At 45.0% G+C, this 14,273-nt stretch carries 11 protein-coding genes; 1 reads left to right on the top strand and 10 read right to left on the bottom strand.

Annotated elements, in window-relative coordinates; translation table 11 throughout:
- Positions 1-573 precede the first annotated feature (573 nt).
- On the bottom strand, positions 574-3,297 hold the full coding sequence (gene secA, locus CXF82_RS13240; RefSeq protein ID WP_101089389.1) for a preprotein translocase subunit SecA: 2,724 nt from the start codon (positions 3,295-3,297) through the stop codon (positions 574-576).
- 59 nt (positions 3,298-3,356) lie between these two features.
- On the bottom strand, positions 3,357-4,256 hold the full coding sequence (locus CXF82_RS13235; RefSeq protein ID WP_101089388.1) for a M23 family metallopeptidase: 900 nt from the start codon (positions 4,254-4,256) through the stop codon (positions 3,357-3,359).
- Positions 4,257-4,283: 27 nt separating this feature from the next.
- Here CXF82_RS13235 and CXF82_RS13230 point away from each other — a divergent pair, with 27 nt between their 5' ends.
- The gene (locus CXF82_RS13230) at positions 4,284-4,736 is read left to right on the top strand and encodes a DUF721 domain-containing protein (protein WP_101089387.1); all 453 of its coding nucleotides are present in this window, start codon (positions 4,284-4,286) and stop codon (positions 4,734-4,736) included.
- 7 nt (positions 4,737-4,743) lie between these two features.
- On the opposite strand, the gene lpxC is transcribed toward CXF82_RS13230, so the two are convergent.
- The 8 genes from lpxC to murD form a co-directional block, all read right to left on the bottom strand.
- Positions 4,744-5,664, bottom strand: a complete 921-nt coding sequence (lpxC, locus tag CXF82_RS13225; protein WP_101089386.1) for a UDP-3-O-acyl-N-acetylglucosamine deacetylase — start codon at positions 5,662-5,664, stop codon at positions 4,744-4,746.
- A 176-nt stretch (positions 5,665-5,840) separates the two neighbouring features.
- Positions 5,841-7,013: a cell division protein FtsZ gene (ftsZ, locus tag CXF82_RS13220; RefSeq protein ID WP_101089385.1), complete on the bottom strand. Its 1,173-nt coding sequence runs from the start codon at positions 7,011-7,013 to the stop codon at positions 5,841-5,843.
- A gap of 31 nt (positions 7,014-7,044) precedes the next feature.
- Entirely contained in the window at positions 7,045-8,280 is a 1,236-nt protein-coding gene (gene ftsA, locus CXF82_RS13215) for a cell division protein FtsA (protein ID WP_101089384.1), read from the bottom strand.
- 3 nt (positions 8,281-8,283) lie between these two features.
- Positions 8,284-9,048: a cell division protein FtsQ/DivIB gene (locus tag CXF82_RS13210; protein WP_102038616.1), complete on the bottom strand. Its 765-nt coding sequence runs from the start codon at positions 9,046-9,048 to the stop codon at positions 8,284-8,286.
- Positions 9,049-9,153: 105 nt separating this feature from the next.
- Positions 9,154-10,623, bottom strand: a complete 1,470-nt coding sequence (gene murC / locus CXF82_RS13205; protein WP_101089382.1) for a UDP-N-acetylmuramate--L-alanine ligase — start codon at positions 10,621-10,623, stop codon at positions 9,154-9,156.
- A 1-nt stretch (position 10,624) separates the two neighbouring features.
- Positions 10,625-11,722 (bottom strand): undecaprenyldiphospho-muramoylpentapeptide beta-N-acetylglucosaminyltransferase, encoded by a 1,098-nt coding sequence (murG, locus tag CXF82_RS13200; protein WP_101089381.1) that lies wholly within the window; start codon positions 11,720-11,722, stop codon positions 10,625-10,627.
- An 11-nt stretch (positions 11,723-11,733) separates the two neighbouring features.
- Positions 11,734-12,951, bottom strand: coding sequence for a cell division protein FtsW (gene ftsW, locus CXF82_RS13195; protein WP_101089380.1), 1,218 nt, complete (start codon positions 12,949-12,951; stop codon positions 11,734-11,736).
- A complete protein-coding gene (gene murD, locus CXF82_RS13190) occupies positions 12,944-14,260 on the bottom strand; it encodes a UDP-N-acetylmuramoyl-L-alanine--D-glutamate ligase (protein WP_102038615.1) in 1,317 nt (438 codons plus the stop codon). Before murD ends, ftsW begins: the two co-directional genes overlap by 8 nt.
- Between the last annotated feature and the right edge of the window lie 13 nt (positions 14,261-14,273).

Genomic DNA, 14,273 nt, shown 5'->3' with positions numbered 1-14,273 from the left:
ACACTCTCCAGTGGCGGCGTCAAGGGCTTATTTTAAGAAGTTTTTCGAGTGATGCTTTCTTAATCAGAAGTCAAAACCGAAGCCCTTAAAGCGCTTGTCACCTGAATCAAATCTCCGAAGAGTTTTAATTCTCTAACACCGCTGCAAGTCCCGTACTACCTAAGTAGTTGGCCTGCTGTGCCGTGTCAGTGGGTGCGAATTATAGGGAATTCCTCAGCAAGCGCAAGTGCTTTTTTAAGAAAAAACGTCCTTTCTTCAATGTTTTTACTTAACCACACTTTAGCCACTACTTACCCTCAGAGTTATCCACAGATCTTTACTTAAGCGTTTGTTTTACATACAACACCGTGGATTTAATTTTGATTTAAGCTCAAGTGCTACATTGATAAATATGCTATTTAAGTATATTTGTGTCTATCTGCCACATTCAATCGCAATACAAACACTATATTGTCATGCCTTTAGCGAATACGAGCACATTGCGGTAATGACACTCATAAAACCTTAAAGAATGACAATAAAAAAGGGTGACTTCTCAGTCACCCTTTTAATTATTTCATGAAGCGAGTGCTTTTAGCTCAATTTACCGTGGCACTGTTTATACTTCTTACCAGAACCACAAGGGCAAGGATCATTTCGACCCACTTTCTCACCGTCACGCACTTGCGGCTGTGTAGCCACTAGTGCTGCACTTTCTTCTCCACCGACTAAAGCTTCAGCTTCTGCGTGCTGATAGTCACGACGGATCTTTGCATCTTCTTGACGACGGCGCTCTTCCATCTCTTCAACATCGGACTGCGCTTGTACCTGTACTTTAGACAAGACACTGATCACGTCATGTTTAAGTGATTCGAGCATTTGCTGGAATAATTCAAATGACTCACGCTTGTACTCTTGCTTAGGATTCTTTTGTGCGTATCCGCGCAAGTGGATACCTTGACGTAGATGATCCATGGCAGAAAGATGTTCTTTCCATAGTCCATCTAAGGTTTGTAACATGACTGCTTTTTCAAATTGACGCAGTACTGACTCACCGACCATCTCTTCTTTTGCTTTGTATGCGTTAATCCATGTTTCAACAATACGTTCGCGTAATGTCTCTTCATGCAGTTCATCTTCTTTATCTAACCACTCTTGAACAGGCAAGCTCATTGAATACTCTTGCTGCAAGCGTTGCTCTAAACCTGGTACATCCCATAACTCTTCTACTGATTGAGGCGGAATGTATTGATCCATTAACTCTTGAATGACGTCAGTTTGAATATTGGTAATAGTGTCTTTAATGCTTTCAGCATCCATTAGCTCATTACGCTGAGCATAGACAACCTGACGTTGATCATTAGCAACATCATCAAACTCTAGCAATTGCTTACGAATATCAAAGTTACGGGCTTCTACTTTACGCTGTGCGTTTTCAATAGCACGAGATACCCATGGGTGCTCAATGGCCTCACCTTCTTCCATACCCAGCTTCTTCATCATTGAAGAAACACGGTCAGAAGCAAAGATACGCATCAAGCTATCTTCCATAGATAGATAGAAACGAGATGAACCAGCATCACCTTGACGACCAGAACGGCCACGTAGCTGATTATCGATACGGCGAGATTCGTGACGTTCTGTCCCTAGAATATGTAAACCACCGGCATCAACAACTTCATCATGACGAATTTGCCAATCTGCTTTGATGGTAACTCTCTGCTCGCTAGTCGGATTCGCAATGGCGTCAATTTCCATATTCCAGTTACCGCCTAACACGATATCGGTACCACGACCGGCCATGTTAGTCGCAACGGTTACAGCGCCAAGACGACCAGCTTGAGCCACAATGTCAGCTTCACGTTCATGGAACTTAGCGTTCAAGATCTCATGTGGGATCTTTTGCTTCTTCAATAAACTGTGCAGTAATTCTGATTGCTCAATGGATACCGTACCTACCAACACTGGTTGCCCACGCTCACGGCAGCCAATGATGTCTTTAACAATAGCGGCATACTTTTCATCAGCTGTAAGGTAAACCAAATCTGGATTATCAATACGTACCATAGGACGGTTAGTTGGGACGACTACAGTATCGAGTCCATAAATATGTTGGAATTCGAATGCTTCTGTATCGGCTGTGCCCGTCATACCGGCAAGCTTTTTATATTGACGGAAGAAGTTCTGGAAAGTAATTGATGCTAAAGTTTGGTTTTCATTTTGAATATGAACACCCTCTTTAGCTTCTACTGCTTGATGTAAACCTTCAGACCAACGACGACCTGGCATAGTACGGCCAGTATGTTCATCAACAATAATGACTTCATTGTCTTGAACAATGTAATCAACATCTTTTTCAAATAAGGTATGAGCACGTAGCGCTGCAGTCACATGGTGCAGTAACGAGATGTTAGCGGCAGAATATAATGAGTCGCCTTCAGCTAACATGCCACGCTCAGTCAACAAGACTTCGACCTTTTCTTGGCCGCGTTCTGTCATATGAACTTGTTTGGCTTTTTCATCAATAGAGTAATCGCCTTCACCAATCTCATCTTCAGTGTCTTCTTTTTCTTGCTGAATGAGGTTTGGAATAAGGGTGTTAATCTTGGTGTAAAGCTCTGAGCTATCTTCAGCTGCACCGGAAATAATAAGCGGTGTACGCGCTTCATCGATTAGGATTGAATCGACTTCATCGATAAGGGCGTAATGCAAGGGACGCTGCACTCGCTCTGCTGGCGAGAAAGCCATGTTGTCACGAAGATAATCAAAGCCGAACTCGTTATTGGTTCCGTAGGTAATGTCAGCGTCGTAGGCAGCTTTCTTCTCTACCTGACCAAGACCCGCAACATTAATACCAACAGTTAAACCAAGAAACTCAAAAAGAGGACGGTTATTGTCGGCATCACGTCCAGCTAGATAATCGTTCACGGTAATGACGTGAACACCTTTGCCCGTTAAACCATTGAGGTATGCTGGCAAGGTTGCTGTTAACGTTTTACCTTCACCGGTACGCATCTCTGCAATACGGTTACTGTCTAGGATCATGCCACCAATCATCTGCACATCGAAATGACGCATTTCGAATACACGCTTTGATGCTTCACGGACAGTAGCGAACGCTTCAGGTAAAACAGAATCTAATGTTTCACCTGCATTGAGTCGTTCACGAAAAAGGGTTGTTTTTGCTTTTAAATCTTCATCGGATAACTGCGCGTACTCTTCCTCAAAACCATTAATTTTATTAACGACTTTTCCGAAAACTTTAAGTGTACGATCGTTGCGACTACCAAATACTTTTGTCAGTAATTTACCAAACATCTGAACCACTTCTATGTTGTTGGCCAAGTCCCTTTAAGAGCCTGAAAGCCTAATTTAGATTAACCTGCCTTGCGGTAGACATATTTTTGCGGATCGATCTGCTGTCCACCGCGTAACACTTCATAGTGCACATGAGGCCCGGTTGAGCGCCCAGTACTTCCCATAACAGCGATTTTATCGCCCTTCGCGACCACGTCACCTACAGTTACTGACAAAGCTTTATTGTGACCATAACGAGTTCGTAGACCATTACCATGATCAATTTCAACGAGCTCACCATAACCAAACATTTTGTCCGCCCACATAACAACTCCACCTGCAGTAGCTATTACATCGACGCCCTCTTCTCCAGCAAAGTCGATGCCTTTATGCATCGTTCGTTTACCGTTAAAAGGATCATTTCGTAAACCATAGGACGAGGATAACCACCCTTTTTCAATTGGTCGCCCAGATATAAAACGTTCTCTATCTATATGGTGATTAGATGCTACCGTTTCAAGTAGTGAGAGCTGAACATTATTATTATCCATTCGTGATACCAGCGCATCCATATCGGCAATGAGCTGATCGAGTTCGATGTTAGTACCTAATTCACTGATACCACCAACACCGACTTCTGAAGAGAAATCAAATTGATCTTCTAATTGATTGTTTAAAGCAACCTGCTGACCCAACGCTTCTAAACGACTGAGCTTAGCTTGCATACGCGCAACGTGGGTGACTAACATCGACAATTGAGTTTCAGTTGCACTCTTTAAAGAGTTCAACTCGCTTTTTTGCCCTTCACGAGCTAAGCGTTCATTATCAGTATTAGTCTGTTGCTGTATAAGCTGTTTGGCATTGTGTTGATAAAGACCTGTACCTGCTGCAATGAGCAAGATAGGTAGAAGCAACCAACGCTTTCCCGGTTGCCAGCGTGTGGCACCGTTTCGACCTTGAATAAAAACTGTTACACTCATAGCCTAATTAAGCCATTTTATTATCATATGAAAAAGCCCCCACAAGATCTCAGTCAATTACTGCATCAGCAAGGGAACATGCCCAACTTAGCTGAAAAAGCAGAACTGCTATTACACTTAGATCACTACGTAAAAAAAGTGCTAACTGGCCCAGTGATAGAGCAGCTAAAAGTTGCCAATCTACGCCAAGGTATCTTGGTGATTGAAACAACGACGGCTGCTTGGGCTGCAAGAATTAACTTCCAAAAACCCAAGATACTGCAAATGCTGCAAGCCGAAACGCTACCCATGCTTACCGCTATCGAGGTCAAAGTCAACCCAAGCTTGTTAATGTATGCAACAAAACCCAAACTAGCTCACAACCACATAAGTGAAAATGCGGCGGCTCACATTGAAGCTTTAGCTGAACATGCCGAAGGCACTCTGGCGGTAAAACTAAAACGGCTGGCTGCATTAGCCAGCCGTCCAAGGCAATCTTAATTCATAATTAAGCGAACACGGCACCCGAAGGTACTGAGAAGCTTACTGGGGCGTCAGCTTCTTTTTCGAAACTAACGATTTCCCAGGCGTCTTGCTGGGCAAGCATTGCACGCACTAACTGGTTGTTTAAGGCATGTCCTGTCTTGTATGCACAGAACTCGCCAACTATAGCGTGACCTGCCACATACAGGTCACCAAATGCATCAAGAATTTTGTGCTTAACGAACTCATCCTCATAACGCAGGCCATCGGGGTTGAGAACTCGATATTCGTCAAGTACAACAGCATTTTCCATACTGCCACCAAGCGCTAGATTATTAGCCCTTAAATATTCAATGTCTCGCATAAAACCGAAGGTTCTCGCTCGACTGATATCTTTAATGAAAGCAGATGATGAAAAATCCATTACCATGTGTTGTTGACTGCGGGCTATTTCTGGATGATCAAAATCAATTTCGAAATCAACTCTAAAACCTTTAAACGGTTTTAGCTCAGCCCACTTATCACCATCTTCAACACGAATTGGTTTGGTGATCTTGATGTATTTCTTAGCCGCGGCTTGTTCTTGAATACCTACCGATTGCAGCAGGAATACAAAAGGACTCGCGCTGCCATCCATAATGGGGATTTCAGGCGCATCAACTTCAATGATAGCGTTATCAATACCCAAGCCGGCAAGTGCCGCAAAAAGATGCTCAATAGTCGATATACGAACACCATCGTCATTTACAAGTGCAGTACACATTGTTGTTTCACGAACTTGATCGGCTACAGCTGGAATTTCAACTGCAGGCGACAGATCCGTACGAACAAGAATAATGCCGGTATTGACTGGTGCGGGTTTAACGATCAAAGTCACCTTGTTGCCGGAATGCAATCCAACACCAGTAGTTTTAACTATTTCTTTGACTGTTCTTTGAAAAATCATGTGTTTACCCGTTTATTCGCTCAACAAAAAAGCACACCCTGCACACTAATTAACCGTGTATGGCGTTGCTGGACGCATATCTTAGCATATCTTAGCGAGTTCACCAAAAATGAGCCCGCTTTAAGACAATACATTAGTATTACCTCACATTGCTTAACATGCTATTAACATTGATTTTAATCTGCTTGCTTACGCAAAAATGCAGGAATGTCTAAGTAATCAAGGTCGTTCTTTTTCTCTGCTACTGGAGCGACAGCTGGCTGAGTTACTGCCGCGGTATTACCGTGCGATAACGTAGCCGAAATAGGATCTTCTGCAGCAAATGTTTCCACTGGCACAATAGGCTCTGGGCGTGAAACAGGCTTAGTGACTAACTGGATATCCGCCTTTTTCTCAGCACCGATACCTGTAGCGACAACCGTTACACGTAATTCATCTGACATTTCAGGATCAATAACTGCACCCACGACAACAGTGGCATTATCTGAAGCATAAGCTTTTACATGGTTACCCACGGTTTCAAACTCTTCAATGCTCATATCCATACCAGCCGTGATATTAACCAGTACGCCACGTGCACCCGCTAGATCGATATCTTCTAGTAATGGGCTTGCGACTGCAGCTTCAGCAGCTTCTTCTGCACGATCTTCACCACTTGCAACGCCTGTACCCATCATGGCGTTACCCATTTCTGACATGACCGTTTTCACATCGGCGAAATCGACGTTAATCAGACCTGGACGAGTAATTAACTCAGCAATACCTTGAACAGCGCCCAGCAGTACATTGTTAGCCGCTGCAAAAGCATCAAGTAAAGAGGTGCCACGACCCAGTACTTTAAGTAGTTTCTCGTTTGGAATAGTGATCAACGAGTCCACATTCTTAGCTAGTTGCTCAATACCCTGTTCAGCGTAGGTCATACGCTTTTTCCCTTCAAATGGGAAAGGTTTGGTGACAACGGCTACCGTTAAGATCCCCTCTTCACGAGCGACCTCAGCAACCACTGGCGCAGCACCTGTACCCGTACCACCACCCATACCCGCTGCAATAAAGATCATGTCAGATCCCTTAATTGCATTACGAATACTTTCTCTGTCTTCTTCAGCTGCTAAACGACCTATTTCAGGGTTAGCGCCAGCGCCTAGCCCCTTAGTCACATCGCGGCCTAGCTGAATAGTGGTGCCTGCAGATGACTTACGTAATGCTTGCGCATCCGTATTAGTCGCTACAAATTCAACACCTTCAATATTGTGCTTAACCATATGCTCGATAGCATTACCGCCACCGCCACCAACACCGATGACCTTAATCACCGCTTCATCTGTATGACTATCCATGATCTCAAACATGGTGTTTTCTCCGTTTGCCTGCGTTGCTAAATTAAAATTCGCCTTTAAACCAACTTTGGACCCGATTCCAAAGACTGGTTACCCCTTGTCGCTCAGGACGCTCGAACTGACGTTCAATTACTCTGCGCGCTCCATAATGAAGCAACCCGACTCCAGTAGAGTAAATAGGCTGATCCACATATTCATATAATCCTTTTACTGGCAACGGTTGTGCCATTCGAACTGGCATACCAAATGTTGCTTCCGCAATATCAACCGCCCCTTCTATCGAAGCGGTTCCGCCAGTGAGCACGATGCCCGCTGCAACTTGATCTTCAAGTCCACAATCTCTCAATTGCTTTAAAATCAATTCAAATAGTTCTTGGTATCTTGGCTCAACCACTTCAGCAAGTGTATGGCGCGACATACTACGTGATGGCCGTCCACCCACTGAAGGGACTTCGATACTGTCTTCGCGACTGACCATAGAGCTACGCGCACTCGCATGTTGCACTTTGATCTGCTCTGCATGCGATAATGGCGTTCTAAAAATTTTGGCGATGTCGTTAGTCACTTGATTACCCGCTACTGGTACCACTGCGCAATGACGCAATGCTCCATTGGTATAAACCGCTATATCTGTGGTACCACCACCGATATCAACCAAACAAACACCCAAATCTTTTTCGTCGTCAGTCAACACTGAGTCTGCTGAAGCGATGGCAGAAAACACTAAGTCATCGACTTTTAGTCCGCAACGTTCAACGCTCTTAGTAATATTCTTTGCCATATCATTCGCACACGTAACGATATGCACTTTGGCTTCCATACGCATGCCTGACATGCCTATAGGGCTCTTAATTCCATCTTGGACATCAATAGCATATTCTTGCGGTAACACGTGCAATATACGTCTTTCCGTCGGGATCTTTACTGAGCGTGCCGTATGAATAACGTTATCGACATCTTCTTGTGTCACTTCTTCATCGTTAATCGATACCATGCCATTTTCGTTCTGGCATTCGATATGCTTGCCTGAAATGCTCAGGTAAACAGAAGAGACTTGGCAATCTGCCATTAATTCCGCTTGATCAAGTGCTCGTTGCACACTGCGTACAATAGAATCGAGATCGTTTACACCGCCTTTATCCATGCCGCGCGACGGATGGTTGCCTAGGCCGACAATACTGATCTCGCCATCAGGCAATACTTCGCCAATGATCACAGCAACTTTCGAAGTCCCTATGTCCAAAGCAACGATCAGATTTCTATCTAGATTCTTAGTCATTAATTAACGGCTCTCTGTTTGTGCATCATCCCAATCTACGGCCAATCCAGTGTCGTAGCGCAAATCCACCACCCCTACTTTTTTATCTTGCGCTGCAAGCTTGGGGTAGACATGAATAAATCGTTGTATCCTTGCCATACTATCTTCACGGCCAAGCTCAAGCTTGATTCCGTTGTTTAATTCTGCATGCCATGCATGCCTTGCACTTAAGCTCAAACTCTGCAAAACAAATCCATTTATGGTTAACAACTCTCCCAGCTGCTGGTAGGTTGTTAACACTGATTTACCTTGATTCTCTGGTCCGGTAAGCGACGGTAAATTAGGTATTCCCTCCTTCACTGGCGCGTCAAATACATCACCATAGGTATTGAGCCAAGCATCGCCGTTCCATTGAGCAACCGGTGTCTGTTCGACTAAATACACTTTTAACTTTGCTGGCCACTCTCGCCTAACCGATGCTCGATAAACCCATGGCAGATCTTCCAATGCTTGTTGCACTGCATTTATGTCTGCAGAGAAAAAACTTCTTTGCATTAAATCTTGTAGCGCCACTTGAATCTCTTCATCTGCGGTATAACGTCGCTCGCCTTTAATCGCAACAGCTTCTATCGGCAACGCATCAGCATCATTCAATACCGCATTGAGTTTAAAGGCCGCAGCTGAAAGCCCGATTAAAACACACAATAAAAACACTAACCCAAAGCATAAATACCAGTCCGCTTTTAACAGCAAAATCCGAACACGTTGGCCTTTATCGCTCCAAGACATCTTCACGCCCTCTTTTGAAGTCGCGAAGACAGAAAACCGGCCATTATATAGACCTTATTCCGATCGTCAAAATTTACAGCGTAACTCACTGAATATCTTTCTAAGTTACCCATTTTTATCTTCAGCATGTTTTGAGTCAAAGCCCAAATTTGACTGTGCCAAATTTCGCGATAACAAGCCAATGTTACCCGCCCCTTGAGTGAGAAGGAGATCACCGTGTTGAAGTAGTTCCGGCAACACGGTTTGCAGCTGCTCGGCACTGGCAACAAAAACAGGTTCGAGCTGACCACGAACGCGGATAGAGCGACATAATGCCCGACTATCCGCTCCCGGTATAGGCGCTTCGCCAGCGGCATAAACATCAAGCAATAACAAGCAATCAACTTGAGACAGTACTTCAACAAAGTCTTCGTAAAGATCGCGAGTGCGGCTGTAACGGTGCGGCTGATAGATCATCACCAATCTTCGTTCAGGCCATCCCTGTCTAGCCGCTTTAATAGTGGCTGCTACCTCACTAGGATGATGACCATAATCATCAACCAGTTTGATCTCACCTTTACGGGTTTCAAAATCTCCAACTTGCTGGAAACGGCGGCCAATCCCTTGGAACTCAGCCAATGCTTTAATGATTGCTTCGTCTTCAATGTCATCTTCACTTGCTACCGCAATTGCCGCTAATGCATTGAGCACATTGTGCTCACCCGGCAGGTTGACAGACAATTGCAGATCTTCAACGCCATTACGCTTAACGGTAAATTGGCTGCTATAACCAGTTTGCGAGAAGTCAGTGGCTTGTACATCAGCCTCTTCGCTAAAACCATAAGTGACTATTTTTCTGCTAAAGCGTGGCAATAACTCACGTACGATAGGGTCATCGATACAAACAACCGCGACACCATAAAAGGGAAGGTTATGAATGAAGTCGACAAATGTCGTCTTTAACTTCTCAATATCGCCGCCATAGGTATCCATATGGTCGGCTTCAATGTTGGTCACTACGCTGACCATAGGTTGCAGGTGTAAAAAGCTCGCGTCGCTTTCATCAGCTTCAGCGATTAAATAACGACTATGACCTAGACGAGCATTAGTGCCCGCACTATTCAACAAGCCACCGATGACAAAAGTTGGATCGCGATCAGCCTCAGCGTATACACTGGCGATTAAACTGGTGGTAGTGGTTTTACCATGGGTTCCAGCTACCGCAACGCCGTGACGATAACGCATCAACTCAGCAAGCATTTCAGCACGCTGTACTACTGGTATGCGCAATTCTTTGGCAGCAATGAGTTCTGGGTTATCTGCACTAATTGCGGTTGAAACCACCACAACGTCCACATCTTTAACTTGACTGGCATCGTGGCCAATATGAATAACTACACCTAACTGTGTTAGCCGCTGTGTGACCGCATTTTCAGCAATGTCCGAGCCACTTAACTTGTATCCTTCGTTAACAAGCACTTCCGCTATGCCACCCATACCCGCACCACCTATTCCAACAAAATAGATATGCTTGACCCTACGCATTTCAGGGATCATGGTTCTTAGCTGCGAATACTTCTCTGCTTTGTTACTCATCTCAACCCTTTTCCGCTAATTTAATACAGACGTCGGCGACTCTTTTTGTTGCATCGAGTACTGCCACATCTCGGGCGCGCTCGCCCATCTTGCATAACTCTTTTCTATCTGAGGCCAGCATCGACAGCTTGGTGATCAATTTACTGCTATCAACCACTGGCTGAGGTAGCAAAAATGCCGCTCCAGCCTCAACTAATACTTGGGCATTCTTAGTTTGGTGATCGTCCACCGCGTGCGGGTAAGGGACGAGCAAACTGGGTAGCCCAACAGCCGCTAATTCTGAAACTGTCAGTGCACCAGAGCGACAAACGACAACATCAGCCCAACGATATGCTGATTCCATATCGTCAATAAACTCAGCCACTTTAACGCTGCCATCTTGTCCTAAATGCTGATATTCACTTTTCACCGACGCCAAATTATTGCGTCCTACTTGATGCCATACTGTCATAGAGTGGGTTTTACTCACTCCCTCAAGGACACTTGGCATCACATCATTAAATATTTTTGCACCTAGGCTACCGCCAACCACTAAGACTTTAAGTGCATCTTCTTCGCATGCAGTATCCCTATTGCCGCCAAGAGCGATTAGCTCTTTACGGATAGGATTACCCACGGTTTCAGCGGTGACATCGGTAAAGGTGTCAGGAAATGCACATAACACTTCATTTGCCACCTTGGATAACAACTTATTGGTCATTCCAGGAATCGCATTTTGCTCATGCAATACCAAAGGAATGCCAGATAGCTTGGCAGCAACACCACCTGGACCACTGGCAAAGCCGCCCATACCCATCACCACATCAGGCTTAAAGTCCTTTATCACTGAGCGAGCCTGCATAACCGAACGCAACACCTTAAAAGGCGCTGCTAACTTACGCAGTAAGCCGTTACCTCTAACACCTTTAATATCAATAAAATCAATATCAAAACCATGTTGAGGGACTAATCTTGCTTCCATTCTATCTGCCGTGCCTAACCAACGCACCTTCCAGCCTTGCTGGCTGAGATATTTAGCCACCGCGAGCGCCGGAAAGACATGGCCGCCAGTGCCACCTGCCATAATTAAAATGCGCTTATCTGATGCTTGGTCAGTCATTAATTTACTCATTATTTTGGACCTCGCCCTTCTACGGCTTGGGTCACGCTTAATCTTCTTTCGTAGTCAATTCGTATCAACATCATTGCCGCTGCAGTCATGACCCATAAACTACTACCGCCATAACTGATAAACGGCAAAGTTAATCCTTTGGTCGGTAACATACCGATGCTCGCACCGACATTCACCACAGTTTGGAAGCAGATCCAGATGCCTATACCGTAGGCAAGGTAACCATCAAATGCTCGCTCAAGCGCAAGGCACATGTTGCCTAACTTTATTGCTCTCAAAGCCACAAATAGCAGTACCGAAAGCACCACTATAATGCCAACAAATCCTAACTCTTCACCGATAACGGCAAAGATAAAATCGGTATGAGCCTCTGGTAAATACTCAAGTTTCTGAATACTGTTTCCTAGTCCCTGACCAAACCAGTCACCTCGGCCGTAGGCCATTAGTGACTGTGTTAACTGATAGCCGCTGCCAAATGGATCTTGCCAAGGGTCTAAAAAAGAGGTGACTCGGCGCATACGGTAAGGTTCTAATGCCACCAACGCTACGAACGCTAACACGCCGGTTAAAATCAACGCGAAAAAGTCCAGTAAACGTGCCCCCGCTAAAAACAACAACCCTACAGTGCCCACAAACAACACCACCACGGTGCCGAGATCTGGCTGCATCAAAATAAGAAATGCATACACGGCAAATACGGCTATCGGTTTATAAAACCCTTTAGCATTTTCTCTAATTTCTTGGTGACGTCTAACCAAGTAGCCCGCCATATATATTGCAAAAACAAACTTGGCGATCTCAGCAACCTGTATCCGAATAGGACCGATAGATAACCATCGAGTTGCGCCGTTTACCGTGGTGCCAACAAAGAGCACTGCAACTAGCATGATGCCAACAATCAGCAGTAGAAACGGGCTAAAGTTTTGCCAATGCCGCATCTCTACTTGTAGGACAACGCCAGCAATCACCATGCACCCCACTAAATAGGCGCTGTGGCGCCAAACAAAGTGAAATGGATTGCCCGTTAAACTCTGCGCTTCAGGCATCGAAGCCGACATCACCATCACAAACCCAAAGCAAATCAATGATAATATTGCAAACAGTAATGCGCGGTCATACAACTGCATTCCTGGCGCAGTTCTATCAGTAAATAAGCTTGATAGCGACCATTTAAAACGGTGACTAAACAGACTTAACTGCTTTTCATCGCTAGGCATTTAACTTGCCAACTTCAGCACGGAAATCATCACCACGCACCATAAAATTAGGGTACATATCTAAGCTCGCACATGCCGGTGACAGGATCACAATATCACCCGCTGTCGACACTTCATTCGCCAAAGCGACCGCTTCGGCCATCGTATTTACGGCCAATGCGCCCTCTTTTAAAGCCGCAATTTTGCCACCATCTTGCCCAAGGGTAATTAAAGTACTCACTTTTCCCAATGCCGTTGCAAGCGCTGAAAAATCAGCGCCTTTACCATCACCGCCAGCGATAAGAATTAATTCACCTAAATGTTCACTTAAACCGTCAATAGCTGCCACCGTGGCTCCGACATTAGTGGCTTTAGAGTCATTAACGTAGGTGACGCCAGCAATATCAGCAACCACTTCACAACGATGTGTGAGTCCATTAAATTGCTGGGCGACTTCAACAAGGTATTGACGTTCAATACCCGCCGCGGTCGCCAAAGCCATTGCTGCGATGAGATTGGCATGGTTATGACTGCCGACTAAGGCTACATCGCTAATGGCCATTATCTGGCTACTGCCATGCACTATTTGTCCCTCGACGACTCCCCAAGCATCCACTTCAGGAGCATCTAACCCAAAACTGTTTTGATTCATTGGGCTGTTCGGCAAGGTGAGCTGATCTTCTCGGTTAAATAACACACTCTTGCTTTGGTCATACAGATTCAACTTAGCTTGTCGATAAGACTCTAGATCACTATAGCGATCCATATGGTCTGCACTAATGTTCAAACAAGTCGCCGCGATACAATTAAGACTATGGGTTGTTTCAAGCTGAAAACTCGACAGTTCAAGCACGTATAGCTCTTTTGGCTCGAGTAGTAAATCCAATACTGGAATACCGATATTACCGCCCATCGCGTATGACCGTCCGGCTGCTGCTGCCATCTCACCCACTAAGGTGGTAACTGTCGATTTACCATTTGAACCTGTGATAGCAATGACACTAGCAGGGCTATTTGCTAACGCTCTAGCAAATAGCTCAATATCACCAATAACCTCAATACCCATATCAAATGCAGCACGAACCTCTGGCGTTTCAACCGAAATACCAGGGCTTATCACTATCTGGGAAGCCTGAACTAAATAACGGCAATCAAATCCGCCAGCAATCAACTCTACGCTAGGATAGGCAGCAGCCAGCTTGTCAGCCCCAGGAGGATTCATTCGACTGTCCATAACCAAGGGCGTTATCCCCTGCTCACACAAGTAGCGCACAACAGATAACCCTGTTGCACCCAACCCTAAAACGATGTGTGAATACTGCTGTGCCATGTTATATGTCCGT

This window comes from Shewanella sp. GutDb-MelDb (assembly GCF_002836075.1).
Classification (GTDB): Bacteria; Pseudomonadota; Gammaproteobacteria; order Enterobacterales; family Shewanellaceae; genus Shewanella.
The sequence above is the reverse complement of the archived record's forward strand: the minus strand, read 5'-3'. Positions and strand labels throughout refer to the sequence as shown.

What these genes read in the sequence shown, in the direction of transcription:
- CXF82_RS13235 (WP_101089388.1), bottom strand. Translation starts at nt 4,256, where the DNA reads ATGAGTGTAACAGTTTTTATTCAAGGTCGAAACGGTGCCACACGCTGG.
- lpxC (WP_101089386.1), bottom strand. Translation starts at nt 5,664, where the DNA reads ATGATTTTTCAAAGAACAGTCAAAGAAATAGTTAAAACTACTGGTGTT.
- ftsW (WP_101089380.1), bottom strand. Translation starts at nt 12,951, where the DNA reads ATGCCTAGCGATGAAAAGCAGTTAAGTCTGTTTAGTCACCGTTTTAAA.
- murG (WP_101089381.1), bottom strand. Translation starts at nt 11,722, where the DNA reads ATGACTGACCAAGCATCAGATAAGCGCATTTTAATTATGGCAGGTGGC.
- ftsA (WP_101089384.1), bottom strand. Translation starts at nt 8,280, where the DNA reads ATGACTAAGAATCTAGATAGAAATCTGATCGTTGCTTTGGACATAGGG.
- CXF82_RS13230 (WP_101089387.1), top strand. Translation starts at nt 4,284, where the DNA reads ATGAAAAAGCCCCCACAAGATCTCAGTCAATTACTGCATCAGCAAGGG.
- secA (WP_101089389.1), bottom strand. Translation starts at nt 3,297, where the DNA reads ATGTTTGGTAAATTACTGACAAAAGTATTTGGTAGTCGCAACGATCGT.
- CXF82_RS13210 (WP_102038616.1), bottom strand. Translation starts at nt 9,048, where the DNA reads ATGTCTTGGAGCGATAAAGGCCAACGTGTTCGGATTTTGCTGTTAAAA.
- murD (WP_102038615.1), bottom strand. Translation starts at nt 14,260, where the DNA reads ATGGCACAGCAGTATTCACACATCGTTTTAGGGTTGGGTGCAACAGGG.
- murC (WP_101089382.1), bottom strand. Translation starts at nt 10,623, where the DNA reads ATGAGTAACAAAGCAGAGAAGTATTCGCAGCTAAGAACCATGATCCCT.
- ftsZ (WP_101089385.1), bottom strand. Translation starts at nt 7,013, where the DNA reads ATGTTTGAGATCATGGATAGTCATACAGATGAAGCGGTGATTAAGGTC.